This is a genomic window from Paenibacillus sp. NPDC056722 (assembly GCF_042790635.1).
In the GTDB taxonomy this organism is placed as follows: domain Bacteria; phylum Bacillota; class Bacilli; order Paenibacillales; family Paenibacillaceae; genus Paenibacillus_AQ; species Paenibacillus_AQ agri.
In genome coordinates, this window is record NZ_JBHTYV010000008.1 from 15,740 (window position 1) to 31,337 (window position 15,598).

General features: G+C 51.4%; 14 protein-coding genes. 11 read left to right on the top strand and 3 right to left on the bottom strand.

Annotation, left to right across the window (positions count from 1 at the left end; all coding sequences use genetic code 11):
- The first annotated feature begins 9 nt into the window (after positions 1 to 9).
- The 5 genes from ACFRAM_RS19060 to ACFRAM_RS19080 all read left to right on the top strand — a co-directional run bounded on the left by ACFRAM_RS19060 (position 10) and on the right by ACFRAM_RS19080 (position 4,938).
- Complete coding sequence (locus ACFRAM_RS19060; RefSeq protein ID WP_379467199.1) at positions 10 to 1,395, top strand: STM4012 family radical SAM protein; 1,386 nt, start codon at positions 10 to 12, stop codon at positions 1,393 to 1,395.
- Entirely contained in the window at positions 1,392 to 2,258 is an 867-nt protein-coding gene (locus tag ACFRAM_RS19065) for an STM4011 family radical SAM protein (RefSeq protein WP_379467200.1), read from the top strand. Before ACFRAM_RS19060 ends, ACFRAM_RS19065 begins: the two co-directional genes overlap by 4 nt.
- Entirely contained in the window at positions 2,255 to 2,791 is a 537-nt protein-coding gene (gene cysC / locus ACFRAM_RS19070; protein WP_379467201.1) for an adenylyl-sulfate kinase, read from the top strand. Before ACFRAM_RS19065 ends, cysC begins: the two co-directional genes overlap by 4 nt.
- 136 nt (positions 2,792 to 2,927) lie before the next feature.
- Complete coding sequence (locus tag ACFRAM_RS19075; protein ID WP_379467202.1) at positions 2,928 to 3,665, top strand: glycerophosphodiester phosphodiesterase; 738 nt, start codon at positions 2,928 to 2,930, stop codon at positions 3,663 to 3,665.
- Positions 3,666 to 3,669: 4 nt separating this feature from the next.
- Complete coding sequence (locus tag ACFRAM_RS19080; RefSeq protein ID WP_379467203.1) at positions 3,670 to 4,938, top strand: SLC45 family MFS transporter; 1,269 nt, start codon at positions 3,670 to 3,672, stop codon at positions 4,936 to 4,938.
- Positions 4,939 to 4,986: 48 nt separating this feature from the next.
- Here the strand turns inward: ACFRAM_RS19080 and ACFRAM_RS19085 are convergent, their stop codons facing one another.
- Positions 4,987 to 5,814, bottom strand: coding sequence for a diguanylate cyclase domain-containing protein (locus ACFRAM_RS19085; RefSeq protein WP_379467204.1), 828 nt, complete (start codon positions 5,812 to 5,814; stop codon positions 4,987 to 4,989).
- A gap of 295 nt (positions 5,815 to 6,109) precedes the next feature.
- Positions 6,110 to 6,691: a histidine phosphatase family protein gene (locus tag ACFRAM_RS19090; protein ID WP_379467205.1), complete on the bottom strand. Its 582-nt coding sequence runs from the start codon at positions 6,689 to 6,691 to the stop codon at positions 6,110 to 6,112.
- 262 nt (positions 6,692 to 6,953) lie between these two features.
- Here ACFRAM_RS19090 and ACFRAM_RS19095 point away from each other — a divergent pair, with 262 nt between their 5' ends.
- From ACFRAM_RS19095 to ACFRAM_RS19115, 5 genes are all read left to right on the top strand, one after another.
- Positions 6,954 to 8,114 (top strand): phosphodiester glycosidase family protein, encoded by a 1,161-nt coding sequence (locus ACFRAM_RS19095; RefSeq protein WP_379467206.1) that lies wholly within the window; start codon positions 6,954 to 6,956, stop codon positions 8,112 to 8,114.
- A 42-nt stretch (positions 8,115 to 8,156) separates the two neighbouring features.
- Positions 8,157 to 8,855, top strand: a complete 699-nt coding sequence (locus tag ACFRAM_RS19100) for a response regulator transcription factor (protein WP_379467207.1) — start codon at positions 8,157 to 8,159, stop codon at positions 8,853 to 8,855.
- Positions 8,852 to 9,847, top strand: a complete 996-nt coding sequence (locus ACFRAM_RS19105) for a sensor histidine kinase (protein ID WP_379467208.1) — start codon at positions 8,852 to 8,854, stop codon at positions 9,845 to 9,847. Before ACFRAM_RS19100 ends, ACFRAM_RS19105 begins: the two co-directional genes overlap by 4 nt.
- Before the next feature lie 338 nt (positions 9,848 to 10,185).
- Complete coding sequence (locus tag ACFRAM_RS19110; RefSeq protein WP_175373967.1) at positions 10,186 to 10,956, top strand: ABC transporter ATP-binding protein; 771 nt, start codon at positions 10,186 to 10,188, stop codon at positions 10,954 to 10,956.
- Positions 10,931 to 12,901 carry an FtsX-like permease family protein gene (locus ACFRAM_RS19115; RefSeq protein WP_379467209.1) on the top strand — a complete coding sequence of 657 codons (1,971 nt, stop codon included), beginning with the start codon at positions 10,931 to 10,933 and terminating at the stop codon, positions 12,899 to 12,901. Before ACFRAM_RS19110 ends, ACFRAM_RS19115 begins: the two co-directional genes overlap by 26 nt.
- A 103-nt stretch (positions 12,902 to 13,004) precedes the next feature.
- Here the strand turns inward: ACFRAM_RS19115 and ACFRAM_RS19120 are convergent, their stop codons facing one another.
- Entirely contained in the window at positions 13,005 to 14,423 is a 1,419-nt protein-coding gene (locus ACFRAM_RS19120) for an aminotransferase-like domain-containing protein (RefSeq protein ID WP_379467210.1), read from the bottom strand.
- A 193-nt stretch (positions 14,424 to 14,616) separates the two neighbouring features.
- Here ACFRAM_RS19120 and ACFRAM_RS19125 point away from each other — a divergent pair, with 193 nt between their 5' ends.
- Positions 14,617 to 15,543 (top strand): DMT family transporter, encoded by a 927-nt coding sequence (locus tag ACFRAM_RS19125; RefSeq protein WP_379467211.1) that lies wholly within the window; start codon positions 14,617 to 14,619, stop codon positions 15,541 to 15,543.
- The last annotated feature ends 55 nt before the right edge of the window (positions 15,544 to 15,598 follow it).

Here is a 15,598-nt window from a genome sequence, read left to right on the forward strand (position 1 = left end):
GAACAGTCTATGGCGTCATCGTATCATCCCCGGTTGCTCCATGGCGACGTTAGCCCGTCCCCCTCATCGGAGGAGCTTCTGCAATGGAAAAGCGGAATTACCGCTGATCCTTATCGTTCTTATCTGTATTCCTATCCGCATAAAACGGCTTACCGTGATTTGGAACCGCCGCTGCCCTTGAATGAACTATGGCGTGACGAACCTGCCGAATCGTTCTTTCTATACATGCATATCCCGTTCTGCGGTGCCCGCTGCGGGTTCTGCAATCTGTTCACACTGCCGGACAAACGGGCTGATGTGCACGCCCGCTATGTGGATGCTCTGGAGCGTCAAGCCCGGCAGTGGGCGCCGTTCACGGCCCATAAGCCATATGCCCGGTTTGCCATTGGCGGCGGCACCCCGACCTTACTTGCCCCGGATCAGCTCCGCCGCCTGTTCTACATTGCCACGGACATCATGGGGCTCGCAACAGACAAAGTCTCGATCTCGGTAGAAACTTCGCCAGAGACCCTTACTGTAGAAAAACTGGAAATTCTGAAAGACGCAAACGTAGACCGGGTCAGCATGGGCATTCAAAGCTTCGTCGCCTCAGAGTCGGCAGCGATTTACCGGCCTCAAGACCCTGACATTGTCTACCGGGCGCTGGAGCTGCTGGGGCGATATGATTTTCCAATTCTGAATCTCGATCTGATCTATGGACTTCCAGGTCAGACCGTAGAGACTTGGCTGTATTCGCTGAACCAGACGCTGTCTTATAATCCAGGTGAAATCTTCATCTATCCCCTCTACACCCGTGAGCACACGATAGTGAAACCCGGCGATCTGGACCGACAGGAGGATATCCGGATACAGTGCTATAATGCTGCCCGCGAATTGCTTGAGCGTCATGGGTACCGTCAGTATTCTATGCGCCGCTTCGCTAAGGAGACAGCCGAAAGTCACAAGCCGCTTCTGGATTACAGCTGCCAGGAAGAAGGGATGGTGGGGCTGGGGTGCGGAGCCCGCTCCTATACCCGGGGCGTACACTATGCCTCTCGTTATGGAGTCAGCCGCAAGGCTACGGAGAGCATCATCGCCGATTATGTGGCCGCAGAACGTTATGATACCGCCGATTACGGAATTGTGCTGGAGCCGGAAGAACAGAAACGCCGCTTTATCCTGAAGGCTATTCTGCACAGCGAGGGCTTGAAGATGTCTCAGTATACGGAACGTTTCGGCACCCTGCTGTGGAGCGATTTTCCTGAGCTAGCGCTGCTTACCGACTCAGGCTTCGGCCTTGTGGAAGACGATGTGCTACGCCTGACTGGCGAAGCCCTCGGCTACTCTGACTCTATTGGTGACTGGTTTATTTCATCCGACATCCGGGAGCGCATGGAAAGGTTCGTCCTCCCATGAAGGCCGTTCTCTATTACCGCGGCACTCTCACCTCCTGTAACTATGACTGCCCTTACTGCCCCTTCGGCAAAACACGGGATAGCGCCGCCACACTCGCCAAAGACCGCGAGGGCGTCGAGCGGTTCGTACAATGGGCGGGCGATCAGGGAAAATCCGGTCACCGCCTTTCCATCTTCTTCAATCCGTACGGTGAAGGCCTGACTCACCGCTGGTACAAGGACGCCATCACGACCCTTGCAGGTATGGAGCATGTCGATAAGGTGGCGATCCAGACCAATCTGTCGGCCAGATTGGATTTCACCGCCGGGCTGGACCCGGCCAAGGTAGCATTCTGGGCAACCTATCATCCCGGACAAGTGGAAGAAGAACGTTTTCTCGCCCAGTGCATGAGACTCTACAATAAGGGAATTCCGTTCAGTGTAGGCAGTGTGGGCGTCCGCAGTGCCTTTCCCGCTATAGCTTCACTGCGTACCTCTTTGCCTGAGGACGTATACTTGTGGATCAATGCCTACAAGGATCGCCCGAATTACTACACGGCAGAAGACCTGACCTATCTGCGAGGGTTAGACCCGCACTTCGAAATTAATGCAACAGATTATGAAAGCCTCGGTAAATTCTGCAGCGCTGGCAGCACCGTCTTCTATGTCCAGGGAGCCGGGCTGGTGAAACGCTGCTACAAAGACCGGGGTGTAATCGGCAACCTGTACCGGGACGGACTGGAAGGCCTCTCGGCCAAGCGGGCTTGCCGAATGAATGTTTGCGACTGCTATATTGGCTACATCCACATGCCCCATCTGGAGCTGCAGGAAATCTATGGCTCCGGGCTGCTGGAGCGAATCCCATACGGAGATATGAACCTATGAATGAGAACAAGAATACCGGATTTACATTGTGGCTAACCGGCTTGTCCGGTGCCGGCAAATCAACGATTGCCTCCAGACTGACGGCAGTACTGGAAGAGCTGGGCCAACCTGTCGAATGGCTGGATGGCGATGACCTCCGGCAGCATGTCTGCAAGGGCCTGGGCTTCAGCCGTGAAGACCGGTTCGAGAATATCCGCCGCGCTGTCTATCTCGCAGGGCTGCTGAACCGTCATGACGTAATCACAATCGTATCTGTGATCAGTCCTTACCGCGAGATGCGGGAATACGCCCGGCAGACCCTGTCAGGCTTCGCCGAGATCTATGTGGACTGTCCTTTACAGGTATGCGAGGAACGGGATGTCAAGGGACTATACGCCAAGGCGCGCCGTGGCGATATCCCCCTGTTCACAGGCATCACTGATCCCTACGAAATCCCGGAACATCCGGAGCTAACCTTGCATACAGCAGAACAATCCCCCGAAGAAAGTGTGGCTACTCTGCTGGAATGGCTGAAAAACAACAAGGGGATGTAATGGCTGCGTTAAATTTGCGAAATTGGAGCCCTGCCGGCTTTTTCGGACAGGGTTTCTTTGCTGCATGTGGAAATAGAATGGGGATAGCCTGACCTCTCAGGCACACTAAACAAACCATTGGAGGGACAGTATACCGATGACTTCAATTATAAATTTTGCCCACCGCGGTGCATCCGCAGTCTGCCCGGAGAACACGATGGCGGCCTTCCGCAAGAGCCTGGAGTTGGGAGCAACCGGGATCGAAACTGACGTTCAAATGTCCAAGGATGGCGCACTTATTCTGATTCATGATGAAACGCTGGAACGCACCACAAGCGGCATCGGTGCTGTGAAGGATCACACACTGCGCGAGCTGCTCAGCCTCGATGCCGGCTCCTGGTTCGGAAAAGACTTTGCAGGGGAACCGCTGCCGCTGCTGGAAGACCTCCTGGAGCTGCTCCACAAGACTGACACCATTCTCAATATTGAGCTTAAAAACGGAGTGTTCCCTTACCCTGACATGGAGGAAAAAGTGATTGCCGCTGTCAGGGAATGGGGAATGAGTGAACGGGTTGTTATTTCGAGCTTTAATCACTACTCTCTTGCGTATTTCCACGCCTTGGCCCCGGAGATCCGCACGGGTATCCTGTACATGGAGGGCCTGTACCGTCCTTGGGATTATGCCGCTACACTTGGTGCCACTGCGCTGCACGCTAACCACTACGCGGTACTGCCGGAATTCGTTTCGGAAGCTGCGGCTCGTGGCGTCGTCTACCATCCGTTCACTGTTAATGATCCTGAGCGGATGAAATACCTGATCGATGCAGGTGTAGCCGGAATTATTACGGACCATCCTGACATTCTGGCCGGACTGCTGGCTGCCAAAGGAGTGTGACACGGTGAAAAAGGTCTGGCTGCTCGGCTTCGGCTTTTTCAGCATCAGCATTACGTGGAGCTTGTATAACGCGTTTGTTCCTTTTTTCCTGGAAAAGTATGTGCACAGTGTAGCTCTGATCAGCTTTATGATGACCATTGATAATTACTTTGCGCTGTTCCTGCAGCCGTGGATCGGTAACCGCAGCGACCGCACAGTGACCCGCTATGGGCGCAGAATGCCCTATCTGTTAATCGGCATGCCCCTGGCCGCTGTATTGACGATGCTGATTCCGTTCCACACCGGACTATTCACCTTGCTACTCTTCATGATGCTCATGAATCTGGCGATGAGCCTGTACCGTTCGCCCACTGTGGCGCTGATGCCCGATATTACACCAGATAACCAGCGGACGAAGGCGAACGGACTAATCAACTTCATGGGTGGAATCGGCTCCATCCTGGCCTTTGGTGTGGGATCTATCCTTTATGATTCCAGCCCGACGTTGCCCTTTATTGTGGCCGGACTGATTACACTACTCTGTCTGCTAGTTGTATCACGATTTATTAATGAGAAACGGGACCGGGTGAACGATACAGCTATGCCTTCTGATGAAGCGTCAACCGAACCCCCTCTTATCGGCGAAAAGAACTTACTACCGAGTTCTGTACCACTCACCGCCAAAGCTAGACGCATCTCATTTAAAAGCCAATTGGACCGGACCACCCTATTTCTGCTAGCTGCTATTTTCTTCTGGTTCGTTGCTTACCAAGGGGTGGAAACGCTGTTTACGCTGTATGGCAAACACCACCTTGGTCTTAGCGAAAAGGCAGCTTCCTTCTCACTCACCTTCTTCTCGCTGGCCTTTGTACTCTTCGCCATTCCCAGCGGCTGGCTGGGAGGGCGGTTCGGCAAGAAAAAAGTCATCATTACCGGCGTATGCGGTCTGATGACTGTGTTTGCGCTTGTAGGTTTGGCTGAGAATCTGCTTATACTGCGGGGACTGCTAGTGCTGGGGGGCATCTTCTGGGCCTGCATCAACATCAACTCTTATCCATATCTCGTTGCTACAGGAACAGAGGAGAGCATCGGCACACGGACAGGAATGTATTATCTGGTCTCCTCCCTGGCTGCCGTCGGATCTCCGCCAATTCTCGGTCTATTAATTGATCTGCTAGGATATTCTGTACTGTTCTACTGCGCAGCCTTTAGTATGGCGGTGGCTCTGCTCTGCCTGCTGCTAATAAAGGGACGTAAGAGTACCGCCAGTCCCTATCGAACCCCGGGTGCCTGAACAAAAGAAACCCGTGTTATCACACCGATTGATCTTTAAGATGTCATCCTATTTGGCATTCAATGTGTTGCTGACCGGTTTATATACGGAGTAACGTCCGGTTCCAAGCTGCTTTGCATTATACATGGCGATGTCAGCCTCCTTGAGAAGCCGGTAGCGGTCAACCTTGCCGTGGCTCATGGTGATACCTATACTGGCTGATACGAACAGATTATGCTGTTCCAGGCTATATTTTTTGGCGGTCTTCTCCAGAATACGGACGGCGAGCTGCTCTGCTTCCTTCTGGCTGTAGCGCTTGGCAATGATGACGAACTCGTCTCCACCGATCCGATAAATATGCCGCCGCCCCTTACTAGAGAACTGGGCCAGCTTGCCGCCAACGGCCTCCAATAATAAATCACCTACATGATGGCCGAGCCTGTCATTGATCGACTTGAAACGGTTCAGGTCGATAAACAATACCGCAATCTGTTCATTTTCTTTACAGTGGTCCCAAAAATGGTCCATACCATTCTTGTTCAGCAGCCCTGTCAACGCATCCTTATAGGCCAGCTCCTTGAGCTGGTCTCTTTCTGCCATAATCAGCATGATTCTGGAGCACAGGAACATTAGAAAAGCAATGGTTATGGCGTAAACCGCCGAAGAGATAATTAGATTCTGTCCGGTTTCGTCAGTATGTGGACTGCGCACGCGTCCCAGGATATGCATCCCCCATATACCGCAGCCGTTTATAATAATGACTATGCCGGTGTACATGGCCCGGACTCGCTGGGACTTGCCTGCATAACCCTGAAGCAACCGCAGTGATGCATAGGCGGCTGACACAGCAATGAGGACGGAGCACACAGTTAATATAAATACTCGGGTTTCTTCCATGTTTCATCCACACAACCTTTATTGAATATTAAAATTGCGGATAATAATATTTAAGTATAACATAAGCCACCTCAACATTTTCTGAACAAGTCTGTCCAAAGGAGCCTGAAAAGGCGGAACTGGAGCGAAGTGAGAAGCAAGGCTAGCCTTGCTTCTCAACAGTATTTTAAAATAGTTCCGGCTGCACATCTGAACGTTAGTGCATTGCTTTAAAAATGGCAGTCCGCACATTAATCGCGGACTGCCATTTTAATAATTTTAGAAGGGAAATCACTTATTGTGTTAACAACTACCTCTAGCCACTCAGATGCTCGATACAGTTGTAAAGCTCGCAACTCCAGATGCCATCTGTTTTAACTACCCGAGTAATAGAGGTGTTCTTGAGCAGATCATTAACATCCAGACCGGGAATAAGCCCGCGCAACGTGTGGCGCAACAAAGCGCCATGGCTGACTATCAGTACATTTTTGCCCGGGTGTCTCTCCGCCAGTTCTTCGATCGCCTGCCGGCCTCTCTGCTGGGCAAAATCAGGATTCTCCAGACCAAGATCAAGCGCTTTCCAGTCTTTTCCCCAGCGGTCCACACGCTCCTGTTCATTGGTGCCTTCAATAAGTCCCCCGTCCATCTCGCGCATACCTGGTACGAGACCGGCAATTTCCATACCTAGTCTCCGGCTGATAGCCTGCGCCGTCTGTCGTGCCCGGAGCAAATCACTAGAGTAGAGATAATCCCATGTCTCACCGCTGAGTCGTTCAGCAATCGCTTCTGCCTGCTCCAGCCCCTCCTCATCGAGCGGGTTATCTGTAATGCCCTGGACCCGGCCTTCCTTGTTCCAGAACGTGCTCCCGTGCCGTATCAAGCCAATTGTGGTCGTCATTGCATTACCTGCCTTTATGCATTATATATTCCATGATTACTTAAAGTATAAACTATGACGGCTGCGGTTGCACATGACGGTTCCCCTAAGCGGTTCCCTAAACCAAAATACAGGGGTTTCTGCCTGCGCTCCAAACGGTATGAATTGACGGTTTCGGGGACCAGTTATATGATAAGTACGCCCAAGATTATGCAAATTGGGCCATATTATCCTAATTGACGGCATTAGATGCTGCACAGACCAAAGGAGATACATACGGATTATGAACATGAGAAAAACATGCAGTTCACTGATTTTGACCGCCGCCCTTCTACTTCCAACGCTCACCTCGGCGCCTTCGTCCGCCGGTGCGGCCCCCGCACCCAAGACTCTGGTATACGTTGACAAGGGTAACCATTCTTACATTCCCCTCCGCTTCCTGAATGGCTTTGATGGAATTAAGGCTGGATGGAGCGCTGCCGGAGACAAAATTGAAATTACTAAGGACGACAATGTCCTCACGCTTGTACCTGGACAAGTTGGAGCCTCTTTGAATGGTAAAGCAACAACGACTACGGAACGCGCTTTTACAGATAACGGCACTTTATATGTCCCCCTGTCTGTAGTCAGCAAATCACTGGGATTGGGGCTAAAGTGGGACGCGCCATCCTCTTCCATTACGATCGCTAGCGGGGACGTTTCCTCCACCCTGCCTGTACTTAGTGGCGCACTGATCCCCGCGGAGAGCCAAGGGGTAGTTGCGGCTGCCAAGAGCGTTAAGGTCGGAAGCCGCAGCTTCCAAATCCAGACGGTCACCGTCTCTCTGCTGCATCCCAAGGTCAGACTGGATATGGTCCTGGCTGGAAATACAGTTGGAAAAGTAGAGGATCTGAACAGCATTGCCAAGCGCAGTGGTGCCATTGCTGCTGTCAACGGAACTTTCTTTGATGCCTATACCAAAGGATCATATAAAGCTCCTTACGGATATATCGTGAGCAACGGTAAGCTGCTCAAAGACAGCCCAGCCGATCGCAGAGCCGTCTTCGCTTACGATAAGAATTACTTGGCCGGACTGGTAGCTGGTCTTGATTTCAAGGCTCGCTTCAACGCCGGACAAGTTGAGGGTGCTGTTCAAGCTGGCCCGCGTCTGCTGCTTGACGGCAAGGTATCCCTGAATGTGGCCGCCGAAGGCTTCCGCGATCCCAAGATTCTGACCGGCGGCGGCGCGCGCAGCGCACTGGGTCTGACACGTGACCATAAGCTGATTATTGTGACCACAGGCGGTGCTACCATTCCGCAAATGGCAGAGATTATGAAGCAGGCTGGCGCTTATCAGGCGATGAATCTGGATGGCGGAGCCTCCAGCGGGCTATTCTACAATGGAAAATATTTAACCTCGCCTGGGCGCCAGATCAGCAATGCCCTGATCGTCAAATATCAATAATTTCTGCTGTTGCCTTTACTCTGAGCCAAAGGAGACCTGAACATGGAGACGATTTTCATTGTCGAGGATGACGCCAAGCTAGCCACCCTGCTGAGTGCCTATCTTACCAAATATGAATTCCGGACCGTTATCGTAGACGATTTTAACAGTGTACTGGAGGACTTTAAGCACAGCGCTGCCGATCTCGTACTCCTGGACGTCAATCTGCCGAGGTATGACGGGTTCTACTGGTGCCGCCAAATCCGCAAGTTCTCTCTATGTCCCATTCTCTTCATCTCCGCCCGGGACAGCGGAATGGATCAGGTTATGGCACTGGAGAACGGCGCCGACGATTATATTACGAAGCCCTTTCACTACGAGGTGGTACTAGCCAAGATCCGCAGCCACCTGCGCAGGGCCTACGGTTCCTATGCGCAGACCCAGGAAGAACGTACGCTGCGGTCAGGAGGGCTGATCCTTTATCCGGAGCGGTACGTTGTGCAGTATGCCGGGGAAACTGCCGAACTGACTCAGAAAGAAGCTGTGTTGCTAGAAGCACTTATGCTCAAGGAAGGCCGTGTCGTCAGCCGGGAGCGACTGCTGGACCTCATGTGGGAAGACCAGCATTTCATTGATGACAACACTTTGAACGTATATATTACCCGGGCCCGGAAAAAGCTCAAGGAGCTGGGGCTAGAGGACATCGTGGAAACTGTGAGGGGAGCAGGCTACCGTCTCAGTCTTGGTGACAGCAGCCTATGAAGCTATTCTGGAAGAATCAACTCCCCTTGCTGCTGTTCTACCTGCTGCAAATGCTGCTAGTACCCGTGCTGTACTGGATATCCGGGGAGAACAGGCCGCTATCCATTGTGCTGTACGGTATGCTGATTAGTAGTGTCATTCTGTTGCTTTACCTGTGCTACCGTTATATACAGCACCGCCGGCTGTATGCTGTACTGAGTCTGCAGCAGGAGCCTTCTTCCAAGGATCACCTTGCGCCGCTCGGTGACTCTCCACTGCCGGAAGCAGTCAATGAGTTGATGCAGCGGATGGACCGCCATTATCAGGAGCAGCTTAACATGCATGTCACGCGGATGGATCAGCATATCGTTTTCATGAACCGCTGGGTTCATCAGATGAAAACGCCGCTATCCGTGATCCAACTCACACTCCAGGATTTGGAGGACGATGCCGCTGCCAGCATCCAGGAAGAGGTGGAACGGCTCCGTAAAGGGCTGGAGATGGTAATCTACACTTCCAGGCTGGAACGTTTCGAAGAAGACTTCCAGGTGGAAGCGCTGCTCCTGCGTCAGACGGTGAGCGCGGCGGTCTCCGAGAACCGCCGGCTCTTCATCCGGCGGGGCATTCATGCCGAGATCCGGGTAGACCCGGACCTCTCGGTGTACAGCGATGCCAAATGGCTGATGTTCATGCTGAGTCAGTTGCTGACCAATGCTGTTAATTACACCTCCGGCTCTGGTAAAACGGTGATCATCACAGCAGAGCGTCAGGGCCTGGATACAGTCCTTAAAATCGCGGACCAAGGTATCGGTATAACCCCAGAAGATCTGAAACGGGTATTCAATCCTTACTTCACCGGCGAACGGGGACGCCAATACCATGAATCTACCGGCATGGGTCTCTATCTCGTCCGCGAGATTTGCGCCCGGCTGGGACACCAGGTAAAGCTGGAGTCCCGGGTTCAAGAGGGAACGACCGTACAGATTATTTTCAGCGGCGCTGCCCAAAGATAGTACCCCAAGGGTCATCCGTAAAAAGCCACTTGCGGCTTTTTACGGATGACCTCTTTTTTAACTCTGGATTCAGAGATTAATCCCCTATGCAAAACCTTAATCCAGAATGAGGAATATGATCCGGGGAATAATACAGCCGCACATCAAAACCTGCCTCAAGGAACGGCCTTGCCAGTAATACGAACATAACCTTAAAGGATATGTAAGATTATGTTAAGGTAATTCCATAGCACACACCTGCCCCATTCCTGTACATTGATAGCAGGAAGTCATGCCTCTTGTCCCTTTAAGCGGCAAGAGCGACATTAACGCTTGAGACAGGAAAGGAATGAAACGTCATGAACGTATTGGAAGTTAAAGCACTTAACAAAGTCTATCCCGGTAAAGTGCTCACCCAAGCGCTAACCGATATTCATCTCAGCATCGAAAGCGGTGAGTTTGTTGGCATTATGGGCCCGTCCGGCAGTGGCAAGACCACTCTGCTAAACATGGTCTCCACCATTGACCAGCCCACTTCGGGCGAAGTGAACATCAATGGCAGCAATCCCTACCGGATGAACAAGAAGGAGCTCGCCCATTTTCGCCGCAGACAGCTCGGCTTCGTCTTTCAGGACTTTAACCTGCTGGAAACGTTGACCGTAGCGGAAAATATCGTGTTACCGTTAACCCTGGATAACCGTAAGCTCAGTGAAATGGAAGCATTGCTGCAAAAGGTGGCTGGACAGCTTAATATTACGGGCATCCTGAACAAGCGCACCTATGAAATTTCCGGTGGACAACGGCAGCGGACGGCCATCGCCCGCGCCATTATCACCTCGCCCGCAATTATTCTGGCCGACGAGCCGACCGGGGCACTGGATTCCAATTCCTCCCGAATCGTGATGGAGTCGCTGGAAGAGATCAACCGCAAGGACGGCGCCACCTTGATGCTCGTGACCCATGATCCGCTGGCAGCAAGCTATTGCAACCGGATCGTCTTTATCAAGGACGGAAAGCTCGCAGCCGAGATTCATCGCGGGGATAACCGGCAGGCGTTCTTCCAGAAGATCATCGATACACTTTCATTCTGGGGAGGGAATAGTCATGAACTTTCCTCAATTCGCGTTTAATAATGTCCGGCGCAATGCCAGGGCGTACATCGCCTATTTTCTGAGTAGCGCCTTTATGGTCATGGTCTTTTTTGCATATACCGTCTTCATTTATCATCCGGATGTAGCCAATAATTCCATGGGACCTAGTGCCGCAATCAGCATGAAGGTGGCAGCGTCTATTGTATATGTGTTCGCCTTTTTCTTCGTTATGTACTCCATTGGAACGTTCCTTAAATCGCGGAATCTGGAATTCGGGCTGCTGACTATTCTGGGTGCACGTCCGGGGCAGATCAATAAGCTGGTCTTTCTGGAAAATATGCTGATTGGTCTGCTCGCAATTGTCACGGGAATTGGAGGCGGCATGCTGCTCTCCAAGTTCTTTCTGCTGCTTAGCACCAAAATCATCGGCATTGATGAGCTTCCGTTCTATCTGCCTCTCAAGCCAATGCTGTTCACAGCGGCTTCCTTTGTCGCTTTGTTCCTGGTGATCTCGATCTTCACCCTACTGTTCATTCGTAAAAACAGAGTGCTGGAGCTGCTGCAAGGCAACGCAAAACCTAAAAAACCGCCTAAAGCCTCCATTCTGTTATCTCTGTTTGGCGCCGCACTGCTTACGACCGGATTTTTCGCGCTGCGCATAGAACTGAACCCTGTGACCATTATTCTTGCCGCCGTAACGGGAATCGCTGGAACGTATTTCTTCTACTCACAGCTGTCCGTACTGTTCATGCGCCTGCTCCAGCGCAGCAGGAAATCAACTTGGCGCGGCACACGTCTGCTCTGGGTCTCAGAGATGAGCTACAAGCTGCGCGATAATTCGCGGATGCTCTTCCTGATTACAGTGGTTACCGCACTCGCCAGCATGGGCGCGGGCGTCGTTCTGTCGATCAACCAGGCTGGCAGCGATATGTATTTCGGCAATCCTTTTGCCGTGACCAAGACCTTTTACGAGACGTCTTCCGCCGAACCTGACCGGAGTGAAATTCATCGCGAGCTAAAAGCGGCAGGCGTTGCGTATACAGAGACGAGAATCGATACGCTGTATGCCACGTTGGCCAATTCTCGCGAAAGCGGAAATAGACCCAAAACCTTTTATTTGCTGGGTTTGGCCCAATATAAGGAGCTTGTAGGGATACTCGGATTCCCGGCTATTAATAGCCTGGGTCCCAATGAGGCTGCTCTGCTCGCCAGTACGGACAACATCGCCTCTGATTATATCCGCAAGGGCGGAATCACTATGGAAGATCATCCGGCAGAGACGCTCGCAGTTAAAAAGATCATTATTTCAGACCAAGCGGATTTCCTTAATAAAAGCACTCCTATTGTGATCATCCCAGAATCCACGCTGGAAACGATTCGGGCCGCCAAATCAGCCAAGGTTGGAAGGGAAATTACACCTTATATAGAGTATCTCTACAAAGTTCCGGCATGGGATAAAGGATCTCTGCCTACAGCAAGCAGTCAGGAAGCTATGATTGGGGCGAAGCTGTACCAGATTGAAGCCGCAAATCGGGACAAAAGCAGTGGGAAGTTGACTTCCTACCTAGTGGCTCGTGGGGAAAACTATCTATTACTGAAGCAAAGCACAGCCATGGTCAGCTTCGTCAGCATCTTTGTAGCACTAATCTTCTCGGTCGCATCCGCAAGTTTCCTGTATTTCAAACTGCACAGTGAGCTGGCCGCAGATATCCGCATGTACCGCGCGCTGTCCAAAATTGGGCTAAGTACCGTAGAGATGTCTGCAGTTGCAACCAAGCAGATTGCTATCCTGTTCTATATCCCTATCTTCATCTCGGCCATTCAAAGCCTAGTCGTGATCAGTCCAATTCTCGGTCAGATGGGGATCGTTAATGTAGTTGAGCCCGTCCTCGTCACCTTTGCCGCCTATCTCGTTCTGCAAAGTGTGTTCTTCCTCATCGTGAAATCACGCTATATTCACAGTCTTAAGAAAATGATGGTTTAATGGCAAACTGAAAAACCTCCTGCTAATGCTACCTACCCTATCTAGGGCCGTAAGCGCATATTAGCAGGAGGTTTTCCTTCTATTGTTACAGCTTACCCCCGCATTATAATTTTCGCGCCAAGGCCGTCAGCTTCTGCATGCCCTCACGCAGCAGCGGTTCGCTTACAAAAGAGTAGCAGAGCCGCAGCCATGATCTCATCTCGCCAAGCGGATCGAAAACCGATCCGGGCACAAAAGATAGGGAATGCTCCAGACTTTTGCGAAGAAGGGCATCCACCGGCGTTCCATCTGGCAGCTTTACCCAGAGCGTCAGCCCGCCACCGGGAGTCTCCCATCGCCAACCGCTTTGGGACAGTTCCTGTTCCATAATTTCCTTTTGCACCTGAAGCGCGATCCGCAGCTTGCCGAGATGCTGCTGCAGCCGGGGCGAAGTATAGTAATGCAGGAAAATCTTCTGGTTTAATAGCGGCGTGCCGTTATCTTCAAGCGATTTGATCATGATCAGCCGTTCCATCAGCGGATACCGGCAGGCGACAGCGCATATCCGCAGACCGGGCGCAACGTATTTGCTGAAACTGCCAATATAGACGACCCAACCCTCAGTATCATAGGCAAAAATAGGTGGCGGTGGCTCTTCTTCAAAATACATATCCCGAAACGGATCATCCTCTACCAGCAGGCAGCGGTAACGTTCCGCGAGTTCCACCAGCAGCTTACGCTGCCGTACAGGCACCGTATAACCTGTGGGATTATGATGCGTCGGATTCATATAAAACATGCGAGGCTTATGCTTGGCCATCAAGGCCTCAACCTCATCCAGATCATACCCGTCCGGAGTAATCTCCACCGGAACCAGCCGTGCACCTGCCCGGCGAAAAATATCCATAGCTACGCTGTATGTTGGTCGTTCTATCAACACCGAATCCATAGGTCCGAGCATCATCCGGGCAATCAGATTGATCGCCTGCTGGGCCCCAGAGGTTATCAAGAGCTCGCCAGATGACAGTTGCAAATGCTGCTGCTTCCGAAAATGCCCACTAAGCGTTTCCCGCAGTTCTTCGTCACCCTGTACGCTGGCATAAGTCCCCATCACCTTGGGGTACATGTCGAACACTCTTTTCACATAGTCAGATAAGAAAAGATTGGGCAGCAGCCCCGGATCAATGAGAGCCAAGGAGAACTGATATTTCACAGGAATGCGCTGGATGTCATACATGGGATTGCTGTGCGGATACGAAGAGACCCCGCTTCCTTCGTCAAAACCTTGGACCAGCATTTGCCCGTTGCCTTGGGATACATAATAACCCGACTTATCCTTGACATACACCTTGCCGTCCTCGGTCAATTGACGGTAAGCCTTAAACACTGTCAGCCGGTGTACTCCTAATTCCTCGGCTAACAGCCGGATGGATGGCAGCTTGTCATGACTTTTCCACTCTCCCCGTTCTATACGATTCAGGGCGTACTCATATACTTGACGGAACAAGGGATGTGCCTGCTCCGTTTCCCTCACTTTTTTCATCAGACACAAGCCTCCTTCTCGTTCTTTCCGTTCTTTCTATTCTTGCCGCACTTTCTATATTTCCTTATACCGTATTGTACATTATCTCCGTAACCATCTGTTCTGTATTTATCAATCTGTTCTGTTCTCTTCCTTATATGATTAACGAATACTTCAAGCACGACTCCACAATATTTCCAAAGGGGAACTGAACATGATTCTTTTAGCTTATACTCTTGTTTGTCTGATCTTCGCCACGACCTTCCTGGCCATTAAAATCGGCGTGGATGCCGGAGCGCCGCCTTTCTTCTCCGCAGGACTGCGTTTTTTCCTGGCTGGTGTCATTCTGTTCCTATGGATGGTCTGGAAACGCAAAGCCAGCTTCTCCCTGCTGCTGCGCAAGGAAATGCTGTTCACCGGAGCCGCACTGACCTTCGGAACCTTCGCTGCCCTTTATTGGGCGGAACAATATGTATCTTCAGGATTGGCTGCGGTACTGTCGGCAACCGGTCCGATTATGATTCTGCTCTTGCAAACTCTCGTTCTGCGGCAAAAGACCCCCGCACTCTCCCTGTACGGCTGTCTTATCGGATTCACCGGTGTTCTGCTGCTGGTTCTGCCTAATCTTACCGTGGATGTCTCTCCCTTATGGACTATAGGCTGTATCGTCATTCTGATCGGAGAGCTCTGCTATGCGGCAGGCGCAATTTATTCCAAAAAAGTCATCACCAATATGCCCGAAGTCTCGCCTATCGCCCTGAATGCCGCCCAAATGATGTACGGCGGAGCGTTCATCTTTATCCTCTCGTTCTTTACAGAGAATGTACAGCCAGATTGGCTGTTGTCTTTCCCTGTAGCTGGATCAGTACTGTATCTTATTGTGATCGGGTCCATGGTGGGTCATACGCTATTCTACTGGCTCGTCGCCAAGACCAACCCGGTTTTCCCATCAACCTGGCTGTACGTTTCACCGCCTATTGCTGTAGGGGTGGGGGTTCTTTTTTACAATGAAACGATCAACTGGGTGACCCTTCTCGGCATAATAACCATTATTGCTGGAACCATACTTATTAATGGAAAAGCCCTGAAGCAGATGATTTTCAAAGCCAAGCGCACACCAGCGTTACCAAAAAAAATATAGCTTACATTTTCAGAAAAATGACTTTTTTTTCACAGAATTTTAAGCGAGATATGAT

Coding starts and splice junctions, on each gene's coding strand:
- ACFRAM_RS19060 (WP_379467199.1), top strand. CDS start 10: ATGGCGTCATCGTATCATCCCCGGTTGCTCCATGGCGACGTTAGCCCG.
- ACFRAM_RS19065 (WP_379467200.1), top strand. CDS start 1,392: ATGAAGGCCGTTCTCTATTACCGCGGCACTCTCACCTCCTGTAACTAT.
- cysC (WP_379467201.1), top strand. CDS start 2,255: ATGAATGAGAACAAGAATACCGGATTTACATTGTGGCTAACCGGCTTG.
- ACFRAM_RS19075 (WP_379467202.1), top strand. CDS start 2,928: ATGACTTCAATTATAAATTTTGCCCACCGCGGTGCATCCGCAGTCTGC.
- ACFRAM_RS19085 (WP_379467204.1), bottom strand. CDS start 5,814: ATGGAAGAAACCCGAGTATTTATATTAACTGTGTGCTCCGTCCTCATT.
- ACFRAM_RS19090 (WP_379467205.1), bottom strand. CDS start 6,691: ATGACGACCACAATTGGCTTGATACGGCACGGGAGCACGTTCTGGAAC.
- ACFRAM_RS19095 (WP_379467206.1), top strand. CDS start 6,954: ATGAACATGAGAAAAACATGCAGTTCACTGATTTTGACCGCCGCCCTT.
- ACFRAM_RS19100 (WP_379467207.1), top strand. CDS start 8,157: ATGGAGACGATTTTCATTGTCGAGGATGACGCCAAGCTAGCCACCCTG.
- ACFRAM_RS19105 (WP_379467208.1), top strand. CDS start 8,852: ATGAAGCTATTCTGGAAGAATCAACTCCCCTTGCTGCTGTTCTACCTG.
- ACFRAM_RS19110 (WP_175373967.1), top strand. CDS start 10,186: ATGAACGTATTGGAAGTTAAAGCACTTAACAAAGTCTATCCCGGTAAA.
- ACFRAM_RS19115 (WP_379467209.1), top strand. CDS start 10,931: ATGAACTTTCCTCAATTCGCGTTTAATAATGTCCGGCGCAATGCCAGG.
- ACFRAM_RS19120 (WP_379467210.1), bottom strand. CDS start 14,423: ATGAAAAAAGTGAGGGAAACGGAGCAGGCACATCCCTTGTTCCGTCAA.
- ACFRAM_RS19125 (WP_379467211.1), top strand. CDS start 14,617: ATGATTCTTTTAGCTTATACTCTTGTTTGTCTGATCTTCGCCACGACC.